Here is a 20,272-nt window from a genome sequence, read left to right as displayed (position 1 = left end):
CCTCCTTTCTTAATCAATTACTGCTCCAGTTTTCTTAGATACTCTAACTTTTTTACCGTTCTCAACTTTGTATCCAACTCTTGTAGGAGCCTTTGCTTTAGTATCATAGAACATAACATTTGAAACATGGATAGGACCTTCAACATGCTTGATTTCAGACTTTTCAGTTCTTGTCTGTTTCTGATGCTTAGTCTGAATGTTAATTCCTTCTACAATAACTCTATTTGCTTTTGGCATAGCCTTAAGGACTTTGCCTTTTTTACCTTTATCTTTACCAGTGATTATTAACACTGTATCGCCTTTTTTAATATGCATCCGAACACCTCCTATAATACTTCTGGTGCCAATGACACTATCTTCATAAAGCTCTTATCTCTAAGTTCTCTAGCTACTGGTCCGAAGATACGAGTTCCAACTGGATTCTTATCTTCTTTAATAATTACAGCTGCATTCTGATCGAACTTTACATAGCTTCCGTCATTTCTTCTAGCCCCAGTCTTAGTTCTTACTATTACAGCTCTTACAACGTCGCCTTTTTTTACAACGCCACCGGGTGTTGCTTCTTTAACAGCGCAAACAATTATATCTCCAATATTCGCACACTTACGGCTAGTACCACCAAGAATACGGATACATAAAAGTTCCTTCGCACCTGAATTGTCAGCAACTTTTAATCTAGTTTCTGTCTGAATCATAATCTGGTGCCTCCTTTACTTAACTTTCTCGATAATGTTAACAAGTCTCCATCTCTTATCCTTTGATAGAGGTCTTGTTTCCATGATTCTTACTTTATCTCCGATATTGCATTCGTTATTTTCATCGTGAGCCTTGACTTTCTTAGTTCTCTTTACGGCTTTTCCATAAAGGGAATGTCTTACGAAGTCTTCCATTGCAATAGTGATAGTCTTATCCATCTTATCACTTACCACGATACCGACCTTAGTCTTTCTTCTGTTTCTCTCAACAGTCATATTACATCCTCCTTTCTATTAGCCCTGAACCTTCTGAAGTTCTTTTTCTCTGATAATGGTTTTAACTTTAGCAATCTGCTTTTTAGCTTCTCTTAATTTTATAGGATTTTCTAACTGACCAGTTACATGCTGAAATCTTAAGTTGAATAATTCATTTTTCATCTTCTTTAATTCAATAACTAGTTCAGCGTCTGTCATTTCTCTCATTTTCTTTAATTCCATTATGCTTCACCACCCTCTGCTAATTCTTGGCCTTTGATGGCAAACTTACACTGTACAGGTAGTTTGTGCATTGCAAGACGCATAGCTTCTCTAGCCTGCTCTTCTGTAACGCCTGCTATTTCAAACATGACTCTACCTGGCTTAACAACTGCTACCCAATACTCAGGAGCACCTTTACCGGAACCCATACGTACTTCAGCTGGCTTCTTTGTAACCGGCTTGTGTGGGAAAATATCAATATATACTTTACCACCTCTCTTAATAGATCTTGTCATAGCTATTCTGGCAGCCTCGATCTGGTTAGAGGTGATCCAACCACATTCTTGTGAAACTAAACCGTATTCACCATAAGCAATTTTATTGCCCTTAGTTGCAACGCCTTTCATTCTTCCTCTGTGGACTCTTCTACGTTTAACGCGCTTTGGCATTAACATCGCTGTCTTCCTCCTTTCTCTTGCCGACAGTACAAATCACTTATACCTAGCATTTTGTACCCGGCTCTTCTATCTATTATTCAGTCACTTCTACGTTTTGTTCAACAGCAGTTTCAACTGCAGGTGCAGCTTCAACCTTTGGAGTTTTTCTTACTCTTGGATTGACTGCCTTTGGAAGCTCTGGCTTAGCATCCCTATTGTCTCTTCTAGGTCTTCTATCACCATCTCTGTTGTCTCTTCTAGGTCTTCTATCACCATCTCTGTTGTCTCTTCTATCTCTTCTTCCTTCTTTTTCTTCAGGAATTGGACTCTTTAGTCCCTTGTCAAGAATTTCTCCATGGTTAATCCAAACCTTAACACCAATCTTACCATAAGTAGTATCAGCTTCAGCAAAACCGTAGTCAATATTTGCTCTTAAAGTGTGTAGAGGAACGTTACCTTCGCTGTACTTTTCGTTTCTAGCGATTTCAGCTCCACCAAGTCTTCCTGAACAAAGAACCTTAATACCCTTTGCCCCAGACTTCATTGTTCTTCCGATAGCCTGCTTCATAGCTCTTCTGAAAGAAATTCTTCTTTCTAGTGCCTGTGCAATGCTTTCAGCAGTAAGCTGTGCATCCATCTCAACCTTCTTGATTTCAACGATACTGATTTCAACTTCCTTACCTGTCAACTTAACGATGTCCTTCTTAAGGGCGTCAATACCGTCTCCAGCTCTTCCGATTACCATACCTGGCTTACCAGTTAATACGATAACCTTAATTTTTCCTGCTGCTGCTCTTTCAATTAAAACTCTTGAAACGCCTGCAACATATAATTTCTTCTTTGTATATTCTCTAACCTTCTGGTCTTCAACAAGAAAATCAGCGAACTTATTCTTGCCTGCATACCATTTGGAATCCCAGTCTTTTATAACTCCCACTCTTAAACCATGTGGACTTACTTTCTGACCCATTCAATGAACCTCCTATCTTAGTTTTTTTCCTTAAGAGTAACGCCAATGTGACTACTTCTCTTTAGGATTGTTGATGCTCTACCTTGTGATCCAGCTCTCCATCTCTTCAGAGTTGGTCCCTGATGAGCATAAACCTCAGCAACATATAGGTTATCTGGATTCATGTCAAAGTTGTTTTCAGCGTTTGCAGCGGCAGACTTAACAACCTTTTCAATTATTTCAGAACCCTTACCAGGTGTGAACTTTAAAATGGTAAGTGCCTCATTTAAATCTTTTCCTCTTACTAAGTCAGTAATCGGCTTTAGCTTTATAGGAGACATTCTTACATATTTTGCAATTGCTCTTGCTTCCATCTTCTTACATCTCCTTTACTTATTTTTTCTTAGTAGTTTTGTCAGCAACGTGACCTCTGTAGGTTCTTGTTGGAGCAAATTCTCCAAGTCTGTGTCCTACCATATCTTCCGTGATATATACAGGAACGTGCTTCTTACCGTCATGCACTGCAATTGTGTGACCCACCATCTGTGGGAATATTGTAGATGGTCTTGACCATGTCTTTAATACTTTCTTTTCGTTAGCTTCGTTCATTGCCATGATAGCCTTCAAAAGCTTAGCGTTTACGAAAGGGCCCTTTTTAAGTGATCTACCCATTATCTATGCTCCTTCCTATTTTTCATTTCTTTTCTTAACGATATACTGATTAGAAGCCTTATTCTTCTTTCTAGTCTTAAGACCAAGAGCAGGCTTACCCCAAGGAGTAACTGGACTAACTCTACCGATACCAGCCTTACCTTCACCACCACCATGAGGGTGATCGTTAGGGTTCATTACAGAACCTCTTACTGTAGGTCTCCAACCCATGTGTCTCTTTCTACCAGCTTTACCGATTTGAATATTGGAATGTTCACCATTTCCAACTTCACCGATAGTAGCTCTGCATTCCATTCTCACTTTTCTAACTTCTCCGGAAGGTAGTCTAACTTGAGCATATTCGCCTTCCTTAGCCATAAGCTGAGCGCCATTACCAGCAGATCTAACCAGCTGAGCACCTTTACCATGCTTCAGTTCAATGTTGTGAATAATTGTACCCACTGGGATATTTGCAAGTGGAAGAGCATTTCCTACTTTAATATCCGCATCAGCGCCAGATACGATTACATCGCCAACATATAGTTTGTTAGGAGCAATGATATATCTCTTTTCACCATCAGCATAAACAATTAATGCGATGTTTGCGCTTCTGTTTGGATCATACTCAATTGTAGCAACCTTAGCTGGAACACCGTCCTTACTTCTCTTAAAGTCGATGATTCTATATTTAGGTCTGTATCCACCGCCTCTGTGTCTTACTGTAATCTTACCTCTCACATTTCTTCCGGAATGCTTCTTAAGAGTTACTGTAAGAGACTTTTCTGGTGTACTTGTTGTAATTTCTTCAAATGTTGAAACCGTCATTCCTCTTAATCCAGGAGTGGTCGGATTATACTTTTTGATTCCCATATTTTTCGTCCCTCCTTATAGACCCTGGAAGAATTCGATTTCCTTACTGCCTTCAGTAAGAGTAACAATCGCCTTCTTTGAAGCCGCAGTTCTACCTACGTTTCTTCCCATTCTCTTAACTTTACCTTGAACATTCATGATGTTTACTTTTTCTACTTCTACACCAAAGATTTCTTCGATCGCTAACTTAACTTCAGTTTTGTTAGTGTCTGTAGCAACTTTGAAAGTGTATTTCTTTTCCTGTGCGTTATCCATACTTGTTTCGGAGATAACCGGCTTAATAATTACGTCGTAAGCAGTTCTCATTATGAATACACCTCCTCAATTTTATTGATTGCTTCTTTAGTTACGATGAAGCTTGTGTAATTAATAATCTCATACACATTCATTGTACCTACTAAAGCTGTTCTTACTCCTGGAATGTTAGCAGCTGATCTAATAACGTTTTCGTCCTTTTCAGCCATAACAATTAATGCCTTCTTAGCAGCATTTACATTTCCTAACACCTTAATCATTTCTTTTGTCTTAGGAGCATCAAAGTTTAATGTATCAAGTACAATAATTTCCTTTTCTGCAACCTTTGAGGAAAGCGCTGACTTCATTGCAAGTCTTTTTAGCTTCTTAGGAACTGTATATCTGTAATCTCTTGGTTTTGGTGCGAATACTACACCACCACCGATCTGTGATGGGTCTGTTGTACTACCCTGTCTGTGACGACCAGTACCCTTCTGTCTGAAAGGCTTTCTGCCGCCGCCTCTAACTTCGCCTCTATTCTTAGCTGACTGTGTACCTTGTCTTTGGTTAGCCAGATAATTTTTTACTATTGCATGAACAGCGTTCTGATTTGGTTCGATACCAAAAATCGCATCATTTAAATCAACGCTTCCAACTTCTGCTCCTGCCATGTTTAGCATAGTTACTTTTGCCATTTTCTACTTCCTCCTTTCTGAAGTTTTTATCTATTTGTCCTGACCTTTTACTGCGTACTGAACACGTAGCAAGCCGCCCTTAGGACCAGGTACAGCGCCTCTTACAAGCATAAGATTTCTTTCTTCAATAACCTTTACTAATACAACGTTCTGTACAGTCACTGTATCGCGACCCATTCTACCAGGACCATCGTTACCCTTAAATACTCTTGAAGGATAAGTACCTGCAGCTAATGCACCAGCAAGTCTCTTGTGCTTTGAACCATGAGTTGTAGGACCTCTCTGATGTCCGTGTCTCTTGATGTTGCCCTGCGTTCCTTTACCCTTTGAAGTACCTGTTACGTCTAGCTTCTTGCCGATTTCAAAATCAGCAGCTGTGATAGTCTGTCCAACTTCATAAGCTTCACCATCTTCTAGTCTGAATTCAGCAAGGTGCTTCTTTAATCCAAGACCATTCTTAGTGAAGTGACCAGTTAACGGTTTGTTCACTCTGTGAGCTTTAGTATCTTCGAATCCAATCTGAACTGCTTCGTAACCGTCAGTTTCATTTGTCTTAACCTGAGTTACTACTACAGGACCAGCTTCGATAACTGTTACAGGAATAACTTCTCCTGCTTCTGAGAAAATCTGAGTCATTCCGATTTTCTTTCCTAAGATAGTTTTCATATTTTTCTCCTTTTCTACTTACAGCGGATTGCCCTGGATTGGCTTAAGCAACGTTTTGCCCTCTCATGCAATCTTTCTAAGGGGAGTACCCTTATCACTATTAAAGTTTGATTTCAATATCTACACCAGCTGGTAAGTCAAGCTTCATTAAAGCATCAACTGTTTTAGGTGTAGTGTTTGTGATATCAATCAATCTCTTGTGAGTTCTCTGTTCGAACTGCTCTCTGCTGTCCTTATACTTATGAACTGCTCTTAAGATTGTTACCACTTCTTTTTCTGTTGGAAGCGGAATAGGGCCTGAAACATCAGCACCTGTCTTCTTGGCTGTCTCAACAATTTTAGCTGCAGACAAATCTAATGACTTGTGGTCATATGCCTTAAGCTTAATTCTAATTTTTTGTTGTTCGCTCATTTTTCTTTCCTCCTATTTTTTGTACGTTTTCGCTACGCCTGTACAAGGGGTTCTAACGCCTACTTTTGAACGCATGCGGTGGAATCGCTTACTTTGCACACGTCTCCGTGTGTTTCATTTTATTAACACAGACAAAAGCTGACGAATCCCTTCGCCCCCATCTTGTGAGGACAATTCTCAGTAGAAATTACCTGATAGCTCAGCAACTTCCTACTTCATCGCCTTAAGCAAGCCTTTACACTATATAACACTTTTCAACTAAATGCAATACTTTTTTGAAAAATAATTGAAAGATTTTTAAACTTTTTTATAGGTTACATTTCCTTGTTTTCAATGCCTACAGGGGTCATTATCTATACACGCACCCTAGTGTTTCGTTTGTTCTATCTTTAACTTATCTGTCTTTTTTATTCTCTTTTTAAAATAATTTACAAAAAAATTGTTTTAAATTGTAAAAGCCCAGTAAATTCAACATTACTGGGCTCATTTTTTTTACAAAGCTTACTATTATTGCATTTTTGATTTTAAATGACGGGAAGAAAATAACAACATTCCAATTGGTAAAACAATAAAAAGGCTAAGCCATTGAGATAAGGACATCCCCCCATATATTCCTCGTATACTATCACCCCTGAGAAATTCAAGGAAAAATCGTTCTATAGAATAAAGTACTAAATACAGCCCTAACATTTTATATGGTTTACGCCACTTCTTGGCATAAACCATAAGTAAAATAAACAAAATAAAATTCACCCCTGCTTCTAAAAGCTGTACTGGAAAAAAAGGAATACCATTGGGAGCAGCAATGGAGTTAGTATAAATTACACTTAGCTTTGATTTCGTAGGGATGCCATAACAGCATCCGGCCATAAAGCATCCAATCCTACCTATACCATGCATCAAAGGTATCGATGGTACAGATATTTCAATCATTCTTATAGCTGGTTTCTTATAGTAACGGCAATACATAAAAGCTGCAGTTAATCCACCAATTAGGCCTCCGTAGAAAACAAACCCGCCCTCCATATAGGCAGTAAAATTATTCATATTCTTAAATATTATAGCTTTATAATCCCATATTTCCCCTAGTTTAGAGATTAAATACAGTAATTTTCCTCCAACAATGGCTCCAATTAAAGCATGAACCAGCATTAAAAACTCTTGTTCTGGAGAAATTTCATATTTTTTCGCTCTAAAACAAGCTGTTATTATACCCACCGCAAATGCAATTAAGTTAATTAACCCATAAGAAGCAACTTTAAAGCCAAAAATATTTATTATAGGAAACATACATTTGCCCTCCAAAAACAAAACGGGCCATCACTGAATAAACAGCAACGCCCGTCTATTAATTTAGTTTATCCGTGATTATAAAGCAGCCAAAGCACCAGCACATGCAATACATGCCAAAAATGCAACTGCACAAATTCCCAGTGCTATTATACTTAGCACTATTCCTGCTGTTGCCATACCTGATGGCTGTTCATTTTTAGCGGCTGTACCTAAAACAACCCCCACAATTGCCAAAATAATTCCCAGTAAAGAAGTATATCCAAAAAAGACGCAAACTAAAGCAACAATACCCAAGACAAGAGATGCAATTGCTTTTCCATTTGACGGAGTTTGGCCATTTTGCTGGTTATTGGGCTGCTGACTTTGCTGAACATATTGCTGGTAATATTGCTGATAATTTTGTTGTTCATTTTGCTGCTGACTCTGCTGCTGTTCATTTTGCTGTTGGTCATTTTGTTCCTGATTTTGCTGGTTATTTAAATTATCATCCATATAAAAATCCTCCTAATCATATGTTATACTGCCTAATTATAAGCTTTAACTCTCAATCAGTTTTTAACCCATTAATTAATAGCAATAAATTTATTCGAAATACTATTTATACATTATAACCTAAAATATTCCAAATTGCAACATATTCCGACTAATGTTTCCGGAGTCATCTTAGAATTTACTGCCGTCCTTGCCCCCATTGCGACCCTTGAAGCAGCCATTCCATAGAAGGATGTTTCTACTATGTTTTTGCCTCTAATAAAACTGTCCATTATTGCGGCAGAAAAAGCATCTCCTGCTCCCGTTGCACTAACTATATCAACTTTACCTGGTCTTATAATGCCTTCCTCAATGGTATCCTTATAGTATACACCTCTTGCATTTAACGTAATAAAAAGCTGTTTTACTCCCTGCGCAATAAAATATTTACCAACTTCCAACAAATCTTTTTCATCTGTTATCTTCATTCCAGATAAAACTTCCGCTTCTCCTATATTGGGTTTTATGGTATGAAATCGTCCTATATATTTTTGGGACCGTTGTGCTTTCGGCGCAGAAACAGGATCTAAAAATAACGGCACTCCAGGCAGTTTATCCATAATATATTTTTGTACGTCATCGGTCAAATTAGCATCAATTCCCACTATTTTTGAAGTTTTAAGAATTGGCATAGCTTGGTCAATTATATCAATGGAAATCCGTTCCAACACATCCATGTTGCAAAGAGCCATCTCCATATCACCTATACTATTTAAAATTGATAAATACATGGCAGTATTTTCATCCTCAAGCATATAAATATGTTCCACGCCTACTCCCAGTGCAGACAGTTCTTGTACTGCCACTTTTCCTACAAAATCATGCCCTACTGCAGATATGAAAGAAACATTAGCCCCCATTCTTGCTAGGTTCTCAGTTATATTCCTTCCAACACCGCCATATGAAATGGATATTTTCCCTGGATTAGACTCTCCCTTTCTAAGCACATCATAAGGATGGCCTTCAATGTCTACTGCAATTCCTCCAATAACAGCTATATCACTCATACTAAAATACTTCCTCCAATAAATTCTCTTAAAATTGAATTATTCGCAATTATAGAATCATCCTCAATTGCTTCAAAAAAATCTAAAAACTTTAGGAGACGTACCGCTTCACTATATTCAATATCTTCTTTCTTTATGTCCTTTAACAAAGGTTCTGCATATTTTTTCAGTACTGAAATTTCATATAAATGCACAGAGTTAAAAAAGGCATCCGCTTCATTGCTAAAAGGGAATATATTCTTATCCTCTCCCGTTCTAACCTTCGGCCATGCATTTATAGTACTTTTAGCTGAATGGCCTCTAAAGTTATAATCTCTAACCATTCTCCTAAGCATACGTGCATCAGTGGTTGGAATTCTATTGTGTTCATCTATATTTAATTGAGTTAACGGGCTAATATAAATTTTAAATTTTTCAGCATCTGGAATGAGCGCTGTTAATTCCTTATTTAGTGCATGAATTCCTTCAATAATAATCGGCTGATCAGCAGTTATTTTCATCCTGCGCTTTCCAAATTTTTTGTGACCATCTAAAAAATCGAAACTTGGCAGATCAACTACTTCGCCAGCTAATAAAGAATTCATATTGGCATTGAAAAGCTGTATATCAATAGCCTCTAAATCTTCAAAGTTAGGTTCTCCGTTTTCATCAAGGGGAGTACTTTCTCTTTCTACAAAATAATCGTCAGTCCCCATATATAGAGGTTTTAGTCCGTTTACTTTAAGCTGTATCAACAGCCTGTTGGCAAAAGTCGTTTTCCCTGATGAGGAAGGCCCTGCTATCAAAATAATTCTCTTTTTTTCTTTTTTTATAATGTCGGCAAGTTCAGCAACCTTTTTTTCATGCAAAGCTTCGGAAAGCTGTATCAGTTCCTTATAGTCTCCATTTCTCACTTTTGCATTTAAATCTTCCACATAGGATACTTCCATCAATCTTCCCCAATTTGTAGCCTCTCCAAACGCACCATACAGCTTAACTTCGTCAACATACTCAGGGATTATACTAGGATTTTTAGGATGAGGAAATCTTAGCAAGACACCTCTTCTATATTTCCTAAGTTCAAAATATTTTATATATCCAGTAGATGGCACCATCAATCCACAAAAGAAAGCTTCAAATCCTTCCAGGGAATGACACTTTCCTTCTTTTTTATACAGAATATCCGCCTCAACTAATTCATGCATTCGTTTTTCTATACCATCTACTTCAGCCTGAGTAACTGGTTGCTTTCTTCTAATCATGGTATACAAGCCTTTATTAATGGAATTTTGTATTTCCACAATTGTCTCACCTAGAACATCATTAACCGCTTTTAAATATATTAATGACAGACTATATTGATATATTAAATTAGCTGATTGATTTCTCATATCAAGCAATTCTATTTTACAAGGTTTATTAATTTTTTGTGTAAGTTCAACAATTTCGTTGTCTATACGTGCCACTAAAATTGTATAGGGTAATCTACCTCGAACTTCTTCTACAATATCTGCAACAGTGCAATTCTCTTTTATTTCTTTTTTTATTTCTTGCTCTCTTGGTCCAATTTTTAGCATAATTTCCATAAATTAAATGCCCCCCTTTTGCAATAATGGATATTATATCATATTTCTGATGAAAGTGGGCAAAATACTCTTCGGAAAGGAGTGATAGCTTTGAGAAAATTAGTACTTGCACTTATAATAATTGGTGCTATAAATTGGGGTCTTATTGGTTTTTTCAGATATGATTTGATTTCTAGCATTTTTGGTACGAACCTCGAACTAATAAGTAGAATTATTTTTGCACTTGTTGGTATATCCGGACTTTATGCAATCACATTCTTTAAAGGTCATCAGACTCATTCATAATCTAACTTTATTAAACAAAAGGACGGTTCCTCTGTTAAAAAGCAGAGGAACCGTCCTTTTTGTTTTACTACTATTTGATTTTTACTAGCAGCTTCTGTCACATGTATCGCCGCAACCAAAAATTCCAGGCTGGCAGAACATTAAAATTAAAATTAAAAAGAAGAAAAGTAAACTAGAGTCAATTCCGCCTACTCCACCTACTCCATTGCATCCACAGTTTGCCATTTTTGTACCTCCTTCATAATGCATTAACAATAAAATCTACAAACTAAGATTTGTGATTTTCTTTTCTATACTATATGCATTAAACTCCAATAACGTTCTAAACTGCTTGCTCTTCTAATAAAGGTTTTAGAAAGTTATTCTTTAACAATTCATACACAATCTGCATCTCATCATCATGTAAAGTAATTCCCCGGGACATATGTTCATGATGCTCATCCCAATCACGTATGTCAAACTTCGGGTTACTTCCATTCCATGAAATTTTGTTCAGTTCTTTCGTCCAATGATTAGTATACTTTGCAATCACCCCTATGTGTTCTATAATTTCGAAAGTAACCTCCTCATTTTTCTTTTCATTTACAGTCATCATTAATCTCCTCTCTGATTTACATATTTTTACTTTTCTATATTTTATATTATATGTAAAAATATGTCAACCTACTTTTAAAAAAATAAGACGGGGATATCCGTCTATTTTTCAAATTCCGGACCATGATAATCCGACCCTTCCGTTATGTGTAAATGATATTTTTCTGCAAGTTCAACCAGCTTTAAGCTTTCTTCTTGTGTATGATCAGTATGAAAACACTCCATACCTTTTAGCCCTATCACCTTAAGCTTTCTCACCAATAAATCCAGCTTTCCATAAAATTCCTCTGTATCACGTTCTCCCAGCTTTTTTATTTTCATTGGATGTGCCAGCACAGCTGTACCACCAGCCCCTCTAATAAGCTCGATTGCCCTTTCCACTGAAATTTTGTCCTTTTTCACAGCTTTTGCCTCTGGTGATTCCAAAAACTTTCCTGGTTCAAAAGCCTCTTTTGCATCCTTGATATAACCACGCTTCAGCATAGCTCTTGCAATAACAGGTTTGCCAATGTAATCTTGATCCTCTTCAAAGTACAAATCTTCCTTAGCTAACTCAAACCCCATATCCTTTAGCACGGTTAGAAGCTTATCGTTTCTATTTTTACGTTTTTCTCTTATTTCTTGCAGTTCCGCATTTAATGCTTTGTTCTTTATATCTATACGATATCCAAGGATATGCAAATTGACCGCTTCTCCAGATTCCTGATCTTTGTAGGCTGTAGAAAATTCAATCCCCGAAATAACATGAATATCAAGTGCTTTTCCAGCAATTTGTGCTTCTTTAACGCCGTCAATTCCTTCATGATCTGTTATAGCAATCTCTGTGTATTCTAAATCCTTAGCTCTTTTCACAATATCAGTCGGAGACATTGAGCCATCCGAGTAATATGTGTGTAAATGATAATCTACTTTATTGTCCATTAAACATTACCAAATCTTTCTTTAATTTTTCAGCAGTTTCCTGCCCTTTTATCACACCCACTATTGCAAGAGTAAATTCCATGGCTGTGCCCGGCCCTTTTGAAGTGATAAGGTTCCCATCTATAACAACTCTGTTCGGAACTGCTTCTGCCCCTACCAAATGCTCCTCCATTCCTGGAAAAATAGTGGCCTTTCTGCCTTTCAGCAGACCTTCATGCCCTAAAATCATCGGAGCTGCACAAATAGCAGCAACCCACTTATTATTTTGGGCGAATTCTTGAATATTGCTAAGCAGTCCTTTATGCTCGCCAAGATTTTTAGCTCCAGGCATCCCTCCTGGAAGAACGATCATATGGCATGATTTATAATCAGCCTCTTCATATAAAACATCCGCTGCTATAACTACACCTCTAACGCTTTTTACAAGTTTTTGACCTGTAATACTTACCGTTTTCGTTTCAATATCAGCTCTCCGCATTATATCTACGCATGCAAGAGCCTCAATTTCCTCAAAGCCCTCTGCCAAATGCACATATACCATAACTCTCCTCTCTGTTACAGCCCTACCCAACTAATAATAGCTTCTGGAAAATATTTTTTTCGGCTCAGTTATTTTAAACATTGCGTAACCCATTATAGCCATGATAATTGTAGAAACTACCGCCGTAGAGTAATATAACCGTACTTGCAATCCTTCTGTCATGATTTGTGGCAGCAAATCTTCCTCATCAGGCACATACGCCAACATATCAAGCAAGGAATGCCCTGTTTTAGCGGCCACATAGAACCCCACCAGATAACCCACTATCAAGCAGACATAAATAATAGCACCTAATTTATATTGTTTACGTATCTCTCTGTTAAACTCATACTTTTTAAGCATTATAAAAGATACCACCATAAGAACACACGCCACAAACCCTAAAGCAGCTACTATATTCATATACTTTCTGGCATTTGCCATAGCCGACATTTCGTTTTCAGTAAAAATTGACTGCGGTTTGTCTTCATCCTCTATTAATAATTGAAATTGAGCCTGTTTGCCAAACATAAAGTCTGAAATAAACTCCCCCATTTCATCATCATTCTTGCTTAATTCAACATTCTTTAATGCCTCGGTTGCCTTAAATTCGTATTGATAAACATCAGGCATTCTGGTAACGATATTCGCACCTAAGCAAAATGACGTCGCCGGTATAGTTACTGCTAATGCAATAAAAAGTGTTTTAATCAAAATTTTCATATTCTAAATCCCCTAATTTTTATCCCCATATACAATTGCGTATATTTTTAATTATATCTATAATCTCAACTTAAAACAACCCCTAATAAAGCGAGGCTTGTTAATATATTTTTATGAAACAAGTTCATAAAATATTAACGCACCTCGCTCATTATTTTCTTATTGCCACTAAATTATTCATTTTTTAACGTTCTTCTCTGAAATAGTTGTTTCCTAAATCAGCTGGAGGCTGATTTTCCTTCTTTTTCTTATGTGAACTGATAATAACAATGATTACCGTTGCCAAATAAGGAATCATATCTACAAGGTACTGTGAGATTGTAAAACCCATCGCCTGAAGCCTAAGACCCAATATACTTAATCCTCCAAAGAATATTGCACCAATTAAAGCTTTGATGGGATTCCATGATGCAAATATTACTAGGGCTACTGCTATCCAGCCTCTTCCTGTAACTACATCAGACTGCCAAATAGGTACACGAATCAATGACAGATAGGCACCTCCAAGTCCGCAAAGGGATCCCCCTACTATAATGTGTACATATTTATATAAGGTCACATTAATCCCTGATGCATCTGCTGCTGCTGCATTCTCTCCAACAGCTCTCATGTTTAACCCCAAACGAGTTTTATACATATACACGCAGAAAAAAATTACAATGATATACGCAAAATATACAAATAAGTCCTGCTTAAAGAATATCGGCCCTAATACCGGGATATCCGCCAAAACAGGTATTGGTGTTTTAGTGAAAAATGAGCTTACTGATCCTGGTAGTGAAAATCCTATCATAGGCTGTCCCACAAAACTGGCAAATCCAGTTCCAAAAATAGTTAAGGTTAATCCCGTAACAGTTTGATTTGCCCTCAGTGTAACTGTAATAATTGCAAATATGAATGCACCTCCTGCACCTGCAAGCGCTGCACACAAAATTGCCAGTACTGGATTTCCGGTATTATATGCTGCAACAAAGCCCATAACGGCTCCCATCAGCATCATACCTTCCACCCCTAAGTTCAAACTTCCCGATTTTTCGGTTATTAGTTCACCTACAGTGGCAAACACTAGCGGAGTCCCCGCAACTACACATGCTGCTAAGAAAGCTTCCATTATTATGCCACCTCCTTTTCAGCTCGTCTACCCAGTTTATGAGTAAAACCAACTCTATACTGAAGAAAGAATTCACTTCCAAGTACAAAGAATAAAATAGTTCCCTGAACTACACTGGCAACGGAACTTGGAACATTCATAGCTAACTGAATATAAGCACCACCCTGAATAAGCATAGCAAATACCAGACAGACAAATAAAGTAGCAACTGCATTTAATCTTGCCAGCCATGCAGTAATAATAGCAGTAAATCCATACCCCCCTGAAATACCAGCCACAAGAGTTTTTTCAATAGCTGAAGCCTGAATCATACCCACCAGGCCACAAAGCCCCCCTGAAATCATCATAGCAACAATAATTATTTTATTTATATTCATTCCTGCATATCTGGCAGTTTCAAAACTTTCCCCTACAACAGTTATTTCATATCCTAATTTTGTGTATTTCATAAGAAAGAAAATAAGGGCTGTACATAGGATGGCAATAATCCATCCTGCATGGACACCTAGTACGGATGGTAAAATAGCATTTTCCGAGAAAGGTGCTACTCTGGGGAATCCATTAGCATTTGGATCCATCCAAGGTCCATACTGAAGATAAGTAACAAATTTGATCCCTATATAATTCATCATTAATGTAAATATAGTTTCATTCGTCCCCATTTTTGCTTTAAATATCGCTGGGATAAAGGCCCAAAAACCGCCAACAATCATAGCACTGACTGCCATTAACAATAGCATTACTGGTTTAGGCAAATCTCCAAAATTAAGAGCAACAAAGGTGGCGGCCATAGCACCCATTACAATTTGCCCTTCTCCTCCAATATTCCAGAACTTCATTTTAAATGCAACTAAAATACCTAATGAAGTTATAATGAGCGGAATAGCTTTAATTATAGTCTGCTTTATTCTAAGGTCAGTACCTATAGATCCATCAATAATAGCTTTGAATACATTAAGAGGGTTTAGTCCAAAAATCACCAAAATCAAGCCAGCACAAACTATGGAAAGAACTATAGCAAGTACTCTAATTATAAGTTCCTGTTTTTTATTAAGGTTGTCTCTTTTCGTTATTTTAAGCAAGCTCATTATATCCAACCTCCTCTTCTTCCAATAATGTTCCTGTCATAAGCAGTCCAATTTCCTCTTTGGTTACCTGATCCGCGTTTACTATACCTGTTATTTTACCCCCGCACATAACCATAATTCTGTCACAGAGTTCAAGCAGAACGTCTAAATCTTCGCCAATAAATAATACGCCTACCCCATTTTTCTTCTGGTCATTTAACAGATCATATATCTTATATGATGCACCAATATCTAATCCTCTTACAGGATATGCAGTAATCAATACTTTTGGGTTTAAATCAATTTCTCTTCCTAATAGTACTTTTTGTATATTTCCTCCGGACATCTTCTTTACAGGAGCATATATACTAGTTGTCTGAATATCTAGCTCTTCGACAATTTGTTTAGCTTTCTCTACACATGGACCCTTTTTCAAAAGCACACCAGGCGTGTTCTGATAGTCCTTTAAAATCAGATTATGAACAATATCCATACTTCCTACCAGTCCCATACCTAATCTATCTTCTGGTATAAATCCCATACTTATACCAAGTTTAATAATATCCTTAGGGGTTTTACCAGTAAGGCTTTCTCCTTCAAATAAAATCCTCCCTTTTTCAGTGGGGTCAAGTCCTGCAATTGCTTCACAGAGTTCTTTTTGTCCACTTCCTGCAACGCCTGCAACGCCTAAAATTTCTCCACCATATAAACTAAAGGTTGCATCCGCTAAAGCGGGTTTCTTCTCCCTGTCTAATACAGTAACATTTTCAAGTTCAAGCAATAGCCTCTTATCTTTTATGGTTTCTCTCTCCAATGAAAGATCCATTTTCTTTCCAACCATCATTTCAATCAAGTTTGAAACTTCAACATCATTGGTATTTACAGTTTCGATAGAACGTCCCTTTCTTAATACCGTAATTCTGTCACTGATTTCCATAACTTCATTTAGCTTATGAGTTATGATTACAACAGCACAGCCCTGTGCCTTCATGTTTCTAATAATATGAAATAGTTTTTCTATTTCCTGCGGGGTCAAAACCGCTGTAGGTTCATCCAAAATAAGAATTTTAGCCCCTCTAAACAATACCTTTATAATTTCTAAAGTCTGTTTTTCTCCAACAGACATATCATAAACCTTCTTATCCGTGTTAATGTCTAATCCATACTGGTCTGAAATTTCTTTTACTTTTTTAGACATGGCTTTGCCCTTACTGAAAAAGCCCTTTCCTTGTCCAAGAACAACATTATCTTTTGCTGACAAAATATCGATCAGTTTAAAATGCTGATGAATCATGCCAATCCCCATATTTATAGAATCCTTAGGGGAAGCAAAATGAACTTCCTCGCCATAAATATGAATGGTTCCTCCGTCAGGAGTATAAATACCTGACAGCATATTCATAAGAGTACTCTTTCCTGCACCGTTTTCACCTAGAAGCGCATGAACCTCACCTTCATAAACAGTCAGGTTGACATCTTCATTCGCCTTCAGTGCGCCAAAAGTCTTTGTAATATTATTCATTTGTATAGCTACTCGCTTTTCGCTCATGAATTCCTCCGCTACTGTATTTTATTATAATTGGGATAACCAATACCCTTTAGTATAGCATGTAATTTGTAGAAAATAAAGTGGGTATGTCGATTATGACATACCCATCTAATAGTAATTTATGATTCTAATTCAAAAGGTGAAAATGCTGATTATTATTTTGTTCCAGTTGCACCTTTTACTAGTCCGTTAATGCTCCAAATTGCAGCTCTATCAAGAGTCTGTCCCTTTTCGCAAAGTACTTTTCCGTCATTGTAATAAATTTCTCCAGAGAATGGACTGAACTCTCCAGATATCATCTTAGCCTTAACGTCTTCGACCTTAGCCTGTACATCTGCAGGCACTAAATCCGTCATAGGTGCAATGTCAACATAACCATCTGCCATGGTACCGTAGTATGATTCAGGAGTCCAAGTTCCAGCCATAATCTTCTCAATGGTAGGAATTAGGAACTTTTCATGATGCCATGTAGGTGATGTCAAGTAAGAAGCCTTTACTGCTTCTACCTTGCTATTGTCCAGATTGTAACCAATAGCATACTTACCAGCTTCTGCAGCAGCGACCTGAGGTCCTGTAGTATCGCTGTGCTGTGTAATAATATCACAGCCCTGAGCTAACAATTCATCTGCAGCACTTCTTTCCTTTTCAGGGTCATACCAACTGTTAATGTAAACAACTTTTACTTCTACATCTTTGTTAACAGACTGTGCACCCAGTGTAAATGCATTTATCCCAATCTGTACTTCTGTATAAGGATAAGCTGCAACATAACCAAGTTTATTTGACTTTGTCATCATGCCTGCAATGATACCTGTTAAATATCTAGGCTGTTCAGTAGCGCCAAAGTAGTTCCCAAAGTTAGTATCATTCATTTTATTTCCTGAGAAGTGAAGGAATTTAATATCTTTATAGTCATCTGAATTAGCTAATTCATCAAGTCCATCCATGAAGCCATAGCTTGTCCCAACAATTACTTTACAACCCTGATCAATAAGGTTTGTAGCAGCAGTCACAACAGCTGATTTATCTTGATCACTTACATTTTCCTGATAAACAGCTTTTACCTTACCTTTAAAGTACTTTTCCATAGCAACCGTACCTTCATGCTGTGCCTGAGTATATCCGCCATCATTAATACTTCCAATGTAGATAAACCCTACTTTTAACACGTCATCTGCAGCCTTATCTTCTGAAGTATCTGATCCGCCACATGCAGCAAAGCTGAATGCCAAAACTAATGCCAATAAAATAGCTAAAAACTTTTTCATCTTTCTTCTCCTTCTTCATATTCAATTTAATATTCAATTTGGATTTGTATTATCATTATAATAACCAAAATTATCATAGTAAAGTCATTTCTTACAAATTTACGTAAAGAAAATAACAAAAAAAGATTAAAGTTCGCATTGGTGTGAACTTTAATCCTTTATTTTTGTATTATAATTCGTGATGCAGCATCACGATGTAAACATCACTATGAAAATACAATCTTGCCGTTCTCAAATTTCTTTATAACAACAAGAGACTCTACTCTGCATCCCATTTCACGAAGCTTAGCACTGCCTCCCTGAAATTCTTTTTCTATCACTGCACCTACGCCTACCACTTCTGCTCCTGCTTTTCTAACCATCTTGGCAAGTGCAATGGAAGCTTCCCCGGAAGCTAAGAAATCATCGACGATAAGAACTTTTTCACCCGGTTGTAAAAATCTCTTCGCAACTCTGAGATTCGAGACAGTTCCTTTTGTAAAAGACTTAGCTTCAGCACTATAGCATCCTTCCGCCATGGTATTTGGCGCTACTTTTTTAGCAAACACTACAGGAATATACTCAAAATATTTAGAAGCTTCACAAGCAATAGAAATACCACTGGATTCAACAGTCAGAATTCGATCTACTTTAACATCATTAAAACGGGCTCTAAACTCTTTTCCAATCTGTTCCATAAACTTTACGTCAATCTGGTGATTTAAAAATCCGTCAACCTTTACAATATCTTCTCCTAAAACTTGACCTTCAGCTAATATTTTCTGCTTTAAACTTTCCATGTTCTCTCCTTGGTATTTATGATTTTATTTATCCTCTCATATTACTTAATCTGGGAGGTTGTTTCTGCCCTTTTATCTTTTGGTTTATGTCACTATCCAGCTTTATAATCTTTGATAATAGTGCCGCAATTCTTTTGTTTGTATCATAAATATTAGTCTCAAGTGGATTGTCTAATGTAACAGATTCTCCCGCTGCTTCTCGTTTAGGCATTACAATCGCTGAAATACGTTCTTTAAGAGCCCCGGGTAAACGACTGACAATTTCCCTGTTTTCCTCATCTAGTTTATCCACTAGAATCATAACATCTCCCCTCATATCAAGGGTAGACCCAAAAGATATAGAATCATTTGCCATCATAGCTCTTTCCATGTCCTTTGTCAAGTTCATAATGTTGTCTATATATCTGTATTTCATCTTTAAATTTTCTAAAATTTTGTTCGTTGCTGTAAAACTGTCCAATTGTTATCGCCTCCGTCAACCTACACCAAAAGTCACGCTTGTAGTACCGCCTCCAATACCTGCCCCAACGCTTGGATCCTTTTTCGTAAGCCGATCTGCTTCTCTAAAACTCTCACTAAGATCCTTAACCAAAGGTGTAATGTCATCAATTAAATCTAAATTTCTGCCGCTCTTAAGCCTCATCAACTCAAAAGTCATAAAATCATATAATCTATATAAATCATTACTTATTGGGTACTTTCTGTCAAGACTTTCTATAAGATAATTTACAATATCTATAGCTCTTTGGACATCTGCCTCAAATAAATCGATATCACCCTTTTCGAAATATGTTCTTGCTCTTAGAAGTCTCTTGTTTATTTCGTCATACAATAAAATAAGCATTTCCCCTTTTGTCATGGTTTCTACTGATTGTGTTTTATATTGCTGATAACCATAATTCATCATAAAGTATTAACATCCTTTCTTTCATTAGCCTGCAAGTACATTTGTTTCTAATTCTCATAATTGCTT

General features: G+C 37.1%; 30 protein-coding genes. 1 reads left to right on the top strand and 29 read right to left on the bottom strand.

The window, feature by feature from the left end:
* Positions 1 to 9 precede the first annotated feature (9 nt).
* From rplX to RTW14_RS01875, 17 genes are all read right to left on the bottom strand, one after another.
* On the bottom strand, positions 10 to 315 hold the full coding sequence (rplX, locus tag RTW14_RS01955) for a 50S ribosomal protein L24 (RefSeq protein ID WP_312647808.1): 306 nt from the start codon (positions 313 to 315) through the stop codon (positions 10 to 12).
* Between the two features lie 11 nt (positions 316 to 326).
* Positions 327 to 695: a 50S ribosomal protein L14 gene (gene rplN, locus RTW14_RS01950; RefSeq protein ID WP_312647806.1), complete on the bottom strand. Its 369-nt coding sequence runs from the start codon at positions 693 to 695 to the stop codon at positions 327 to 329.
* A 15-nt stretch (positions 696 to 710) separates the two neighbouring features.
* On the bottom strand, positions 711 to 971 hold the full coding sequence (gene rpsQ, locus RTW14_RS01945) for a 30S ribosomal protein S17 (protein ID WP_312647804.1): 261 nt from the start codon (positions 969 to 971) through the stop codon (positions 711 to 713).
* A gap of 18 nt (positions 972 to 989) precedes the next feature.
* Positions 990 to 1,193: a 50S ribosomal protein L29 gene (gene rpmC, locus RTW14_RS01940; protein ID WP_312647802.1), complete on the bottom strand. Its 204-nt coding sequence runs from the start codon at positions 1,191 to 1,193 to the stop codon at positions 990 to 992.
* On the bottom strand, positions 1,193 to 1,627 hold the full coding sequence (rplP, locus tag RTW14_RS01935; protein ID WP_312647800.1) for a 50S ribosomal protein L16: 435 nt from the start codon (positions 1,625 to 1,627) through the stop codon (positions 1,193 to 1,195). Before rplP ends, rpmC begins: the two co-directional genes overlap by 1 nt.
* Positions 1,628 to 1,703: 76 nt before the next feature.
* Complete coding sequence (gene rpsC / locus RTW14_RS01930) at positions 1,704 to 2,579, bottom strand: 30S ribosomal protein S3 (protein ID WP_312647799.1); 876 nt, start codon at positions 2,577 to 2,579, stop codon at positions 1,704 to 1,706.
* Between the two features lie 17 nt (positions 2,580 to 2,596).
* On the bottom strand, positions 2,597 to 2,932 hold the full coding sequence (gene rplV / locus RTW14_RS01925) for a 50S ribosomal protein L22 (protein WP_312647798.1): 336 nt from the start codon (positions 2,930 to 2,932) through the stop codon (positions 2,597 to 2,599).
* Positions 2,933 to 2,951: 19 nt separating this feature from the next.
* Complete coding sequence (gene rpsS / locus RTW14_RS01920) at positions 2,952 to 3,230, bottom strand: 30S ribosomal protein S19 (RefSeq protein WP_206582536.1); 279 nt, start codon at positions 3,228 to 3,230, stop codon at positions 2,952 to 2,954.
* A gap of 15 nt (positions 3,231 to 3,245) precedes the next feature.
* Positions 3,246 to 4,079 (bottom strand): 50S ribosomal protein L2, encoded by an 834-nt coding sequence (gene rplB / locus RTW14_RS01915; protein WP_312647793.1) that lies wholly within the window; start codon positions 4,077 to 4,079, stop codon positions 3,246 to 3,248.
* A gap of 15 nt (positions 4,080 to 4,094) precedes the next feature.
* A complete protein-coding gene (gene rplW, locus RTW14_RS01910; RefSeq protein WP_312647791.1) occupies positions 4,095 to 4,385 on the bottom strand; it encodes a 50S ribosomal protein L23 in 291 nt (96 codons plus the stop codon).
* Complete coding sequence (gene rplD / locus RTW14_RS01905; RefSeq protein WP_312647790.1) at positions 4,385 to 5,008, bottom strand: 50S ribosomal protein L4; 624 nt, start codon at positions 5,006 to 5,008, stop codon at positions 4,385 to 4,387. The genes rplW and rplD overlap by 1 nt, the downstream gene beginning before the upstream one ends.
* A gap of 30 nt (positions 5,009 to 5,038) precedes the next feature.
* A complete protein-coding gene (gene rplC / locus RTW14_RS01900; protein ID WP_312647788.1) occupies positions 5,039 to 5,674 on the bottom strand; it encodes a 50S ribosomal protein L3 in 636 nt (211 codons plus the stop codon).
* A gap of 100 nt (positions 5,675 to 5,774) precedes the next feature.
* A complete protein-coding gene (gene rpsJ / locus RTW14_RS01895; RefSeq protein WP_163065292.1) occupies positions 5,775 to 6,086 on the bottom strand; it encodes a 30S ribosomal protein S10 in 312 nt (103 codons plus the stop codon).
* Between the two features lie 507 nt (positions 6,087 to 6,593).
* A complete protein-coding gene (locus RTW14_RS01890) occupies positions 6,594 to 7,376 on the bottom strand; it encodes a prolipoprotein diacylglyceryl transferase (RefSeq protein ID WP_312647786.1) in 783 nt (260 codons plus the stop codon).
* Positions 7,377 to 7,454: 78 nt separating this feature from the next.
* Complete coding sequence (locus RTW14_RS01885; protein ID WP_312647784.1) at positions 7,455 to 7,871, bottom strand: hypothetical protein; 417 nt, start codon at positions 7,869 to 7,871, stop codon at positions 7,455 to 7,457.
* A 113-nt stretch (positions 7,872 to 7,984) separates the two neighbouring features.
* On the bottom strand, positions 7,985 to 8,917 hold the full coding sequence (locus RTW14_RS01880) for a carbohydrate kinase family protein (RefSeq protein WP_312647782.1): 933 nt from the start codon (positions 8,915 to 8,917) through the stop codon (positions 7,985 to 7,987).
* On the bottom strand, positions 8,914 to 10,482 hold the full coding sequence (locus RTW14_RS01875; RefSeq protein WP_312647780.1) for a nucleoside kinase: 1,569 nt from the start codon (positions 10,480 to 10,482) through the stop codon (positions 8,914 to 8,916). The genes RTW14_RS01880 and RTW14_RS01875 overlap by 4 nt, the downstream gene beginning before the upstream one ends.
* Positions 10,483 to 10,572: 90 nt before the next feature.
* Here RTW14_RS01875 and RTW14_RS01870 point away from each other — a divergent pair, with 90 nt between their 5' ends.
* Positions 10,573 to 10,767 (top strand): DUF378 domain-containing protein, encoded by a 195-nt coding sequence (locus RTW14_RS01870; protein ID WP_312647779.1) that lies wholly within the window; start codon positions 10,573 to 10,575, stop codon positions 10,765 to 10,767.
* Positions 10,768 to 10,851: 84 nt separating this feature from the next.
* Here RTW14_RS01870 and RTW14_RS01865 read toward each other — a convergent pair whose 3' ends face one another.
* The 12 genes from RTW14_RS01865 to RTW14_RS01810 form a co-directional block, all read right to left on the bottom strand.
* Positions 10,852 to 10,992, bottom strand: coding sequence for a hypothetical protein (locus RTW14_RS01865; RefSeq protein WP_312647777.1), 141 nt, complete (start codon positions 10,990 to 10,992; stop codon positions 10,852 to 10,854).
* Between the two features lie 97 nt (positions 10,993 to 11,089).
* The gene (locus RTW14_RS01860; protein WP_312647775.1) at positions 11,090 to 11,362 is read right to left on the bottom strand and encodes a YdbC family protein; all 273 of its coding nucleotides are present in this window, start codon (positions 11,360 to 11,362) and stop codon (positions 11,090 to 11,092) included.
* A 101-nt stretch (positions 11,363 to 11,463) separates the two neighbouring features.
* Positions 11,464 to 12,282 carry a PHP domain-containing protein gene (locus RTW14_RS01855; RefSeq protein ID WP_312647774.1) on the bottom strand — a complete coding sequence of 273 codons (819 nt, stop codon included), beginning with the start codon at positions 12,280 to 12,282 and terminating at the stop codon, positions 11,464 to 11,466.
* Positions 12,272 to 12,823: a DJ-1 family glyoxalase III gene (locus RTW14_RS01850; RefSeq protein WP_312647773.1), complete on the bottom strand. Its 552-nt coding sequence runs from the start codon at positions 12,821 to 12,823 to the stop codon at positions 12,272 to 12,274. Before RTW14_RS01850 ends, RTW14_RS01855 begins: the two co-directional genes overlap by 11 nt.
* Before the next feature lie 30 nt (positions 12,824 to 12,853).
* Positions 12,854 to 13,525 carry a DUF1461 domain-containing protein gene (locus RTW14_RS01845; protein WP_312647772.1) on the bottom strand — a complete coding sequence of 224 codons (672 nt, stop codon included), beginning with the start codon at positions 13,523 to 13,525 and terminating at the stop codon, positions 12,854 to 12,856.
* A 184-nt stretch (positions 13,526 to 13,709) separates the two neighbouring features.
* On the bottom strand, positions 13,710 to 14,636 hold the full coding sequence (locus RTW14_RS01840) for an ABC transporter permease (RefSeq protein WP_312647770.1): 927 nt from the start codon (positions 14,634 to 14,636) through the stop codon (positions 13,710 to 13,712).
* 2 nt (positions 14,637 to 14,638) lie between these two features.
* Positions 14,639 to 15,724: an ABC transporter permease gene (locus tag RTW14_RS01835; protein WP_331654374.1), complete on the bottom strand. Its 1,086-nt coding sequence runs from the start codon at positions 15,722 to 15,724 to the stop codon at positions 14,639 to 14,641.
* Positions 15,711 to 17,252: an ABC transporter ATP-binding protein gene (locus tag RTW14_RS01830; protein WP_312647768.1), complete on the bottom strand. Its 1,542-nt coding sequence runs from the start codon at positions 17,250 to 17,252 to the stop codon at positions 15,711 to 15,713. The genes RTW14_RS01835 and RTW14_RS01830 overlap by 14 nt, the downstream gene beginning before the upstream one ends.
* A gap of 155 nt (positions 17,253 to 17,407) precedes the next feature.
* Positions 17,408 to 18,520, bottom strand: coding sequence for a BMP family ABC transporter substrate-binding protein (locus tag RTW14_RS01825; RefSeq protein ID WP_312647767.1), 1,113 nt, complete (start codon positions 18,518 to 18,520; stop codon positions 17,408 to 17,410).
* 206 nt (positions 18,521 to 18,726) lie between these two features.
* The gene (locus tag RTW14_RS01820) at positions 18,727 to 19,299 is read right to left on the bottom strand and encodes a xanthine phosphoribosyltransferase (RefSeq protein ID WP_312647766.1); all 573 of its coding nucleotides are present in this window, start codon (positions 19,297 to 19,299) and stop codon (positions 18,727 to 18,729) included.
* A gap of 28 nt (positions 19,300 to 19,327) precedes the next feature.
* Complete coding sequence (locus RTW14_RS01815; protein ID WP_312647764.1) at positions 19,328 to 19,759, bottom strand: hypothetical protein; 432 nt, start codon at positions 19,757 to 19,759, stop codon at positions 19,328 to 19,330.
* Positions 19,760 to 19,774: 15 nt separating this feature from the next.
* Positions 19,775 to 20,206, bottom strand: a complete 432-nt coding sequence (locus RTW14_RS01810; protein WP_312647763.1) for a flagellar export chaperone FliS — start codon at positions 20,204 to 20,206, stop codon at positions 19,775 to 19,777.
* Between the last annotated feature and the right edge of the window lie 66 nt (positions 20,207 to 20,272).

This window comes from Aminipila sp., from assembly GCF_032051575.1.
Lineage (GTDB): Bacteria > Bacillota > Clostridia > Peptostreptococcales > Anaerovoracaceae > Aminipila.
Note: the sequence above shows the minus strand (reverse complement) of the source record. Positions and strands in the feature narration are given on the sequence as shown.

Excerpts from the sequence above, each read along its gene's own strand:
- RTW14_RS01860 (WP_312647775.1), bottom strand. The coding sequence starts at position 11,362 with ATGATGACTGTAAATGAAAAGAAAAATGAGGAGGTTACTTTCGAAATT.
- rplD (WP_312647790.1), bottom strand. The coding sequence starts at position 5,008 with ATGGCAAAAGTAACTATGCTAAACATGGCAGGAGCAGAAGTTGGAAGC.
- rplW (WP_312647791.1), bottom strand. The coding sequence starts at position 4,385 with ATGAGAACTGCTTACGACGTAATTATTAAGCCGGTTATCTCCGAAACA.
- rpsQ (WP_312647804.1), bottom strand. The coding sequence starts at position 971 with ATGACTGTTGAGAGAAACAGAAGAAAGACTAAGGTCGGTATCGTGGTA.
- rplB (WP_312647793.1), bottom strand. The coding sequence starts at position 4,079 with ATGGGAATCAAAAAGTATAATCCGACCACTCCTGGATTAAGAGGAATG.
- RTW14_RS01835 (WP_331654374.1), bottom strand. The coding sequence starts at position 15,724 with ATGAGCTTGCTTAAAATAACGAAAAGAGACAACCTTAATAAAAAACAG.
- rpsS (WP_206582536.1), bottom strand. The coding sequence starts at position 3,230 with ATGGGTAGATCACTTAAAAAGGGCCCTTTCGTAAACGCTAAGCTTTTG.
- RTW14_RS01845 (WP_312647772.1), bottom strand. The coding sequence starts at position 13,525 with ATGAAAATTTTGATTAAAACACTTTTTATTGCATTAGCAGTAACTATA.
- rplC (WP_312647788.1), bottom strand. The coding sequence starts at position 5,674 with ATGAAAACTATCTTAGGAAAGAAAATCGGAATGACTCAGATTTTCTCA.
- rpmC (WP_312647802.1), bottom strand. The coding sequence starts at position 1,193 with ATGGAATTAAAGAAAATGAGAGAAATGACAGACGCTGAACTAGTTATT.
- RTW14_RS01820 (WP_312647766.1), bottom strand. The coding sequence starts at position 19,299 with ATGGAAAGTTTAAAGCAGAAAATATTAGCTGAAGGTCAAGTTTTAGGA.
- RTW14_RS01810 (WP_312647763.1), bottom strand. The coding sequence starts at position 20,206 with ATGATGAATTATGGTTATCAGCAATATAAAACACAATCAGTAGAAACC.
- RTW14_RS01890 (WP_312647786.1), bottom strand. The coding sequence starts at position 7,376 with ATGTTTCCTATAATAAATATTTTTGGCTTTAAAGTTGCTTCTTATGGG.
- RTW14_RS01855 (WP_312647774.1), bottom strand. The coding sequence starts at position 12,282 with ATGGACAATAAAGTAGATTATCATTTACACACATATTACTCGGATGGC.
- RTW14_RS01850 (WP_312647773.1), bottom strand. The coding sequence starts at position 12,823 with ATGGTATATGTGCATTTGGCAGAGGGCTTTGAGGAAATTGAGGCTCTT.
- rplN (WP_312647806.1), bottom strand. The coding sequence starts at position 695 with ATGATTCAGACAGAAACTAGATTAAAAGTTGCTGACAATTCAGGTGCG.
- rplX (WP_312647808.1), bottom strand. The coding sequence starts at position 315 with ATGCATATTAAAAAAGGCGATACAGTGTTAATAATCACTGGTAAAGAT.
- rpsJ (WP_163065292.1), bottom strand. The coding sequence starts at position 6,086 with ATGAGCGAACAACAAAAAATTAGAATTAAGCTTAAGGCATATGACCAC.
- RTW14_RS01865 (WP_312647777.1), bottom strand. The coding sequence starts at position 10,992 with ATGGCAAACTGTGGATGCAATGGAGTAGGTGGAGTAGGCGGAATTGAC.
- RTW14_RS01875 (WP_312647780.1), bottom strand. The coding sequence starts at position 10,482 with ATGGAAATTATGCTAAAAATTGGACCAAGAGAGCAAGAAATAAAAAAA.
- RTW14_RS01825 (WP_312647767.1), bottom strand. The coding sequence starts at position 18,520 with ATGAAAAAGTTTTTAGCTATTTTATTGGCATTAGTTTTGGCATTCAGC.
- RTW14_RS01885 (WP_312647784.1), bottom strand. The coding sequence starts at position 7,871 with ATGGATGATAATTTAAATAACCAGCAAAATCAGGAACAAAATGACCAA.
- RTW14_RS01880 (WP_312647782.1), bottom strand. The coding sequence starts at position 8,917 with ATGAGTGATATAGCTGTTATTGGAGGAATTGCAGTAGACATTGAAGGC.
- RTW14_RS01840 (WP_312647770.1), bottom strand. The coding sequence starts at position 14,636 with ATGGAAGCTTTCTTAGCAGCATGTGTAGTTGCGGGGACTCCGCTAGTG.
- RTW14_RS01830 (WP_312647768.1), bottom strand. The coding sequence starts at position 17,252 with ATGAGCGAAAAGCGAGTAGCTATACAAATGAATAATATTACAAAGACT.
- rplV (WP_312647798.1), bottom strand. The coding sequence starts at position 2,932 with ATGGAAGCAAGAGCAATTGCAAAATATGTAAGAATGTCTCCTATAAAG.
- rplP (WP_312647800.1), bottom strand. The coding sequence starts at position 1,627 with ATGTTAATGCCAAAGCGCGTTAAACGTAGAAGAGTCCACAGAGGAAGA.
- rpsC (WP_312647799.1), bottom strand. The coding sequence starts at position 2,579 with ATGGGTCAGAAAGTAAGTCCACATGGTTTAAGAGTGGGAGTTATAAAA.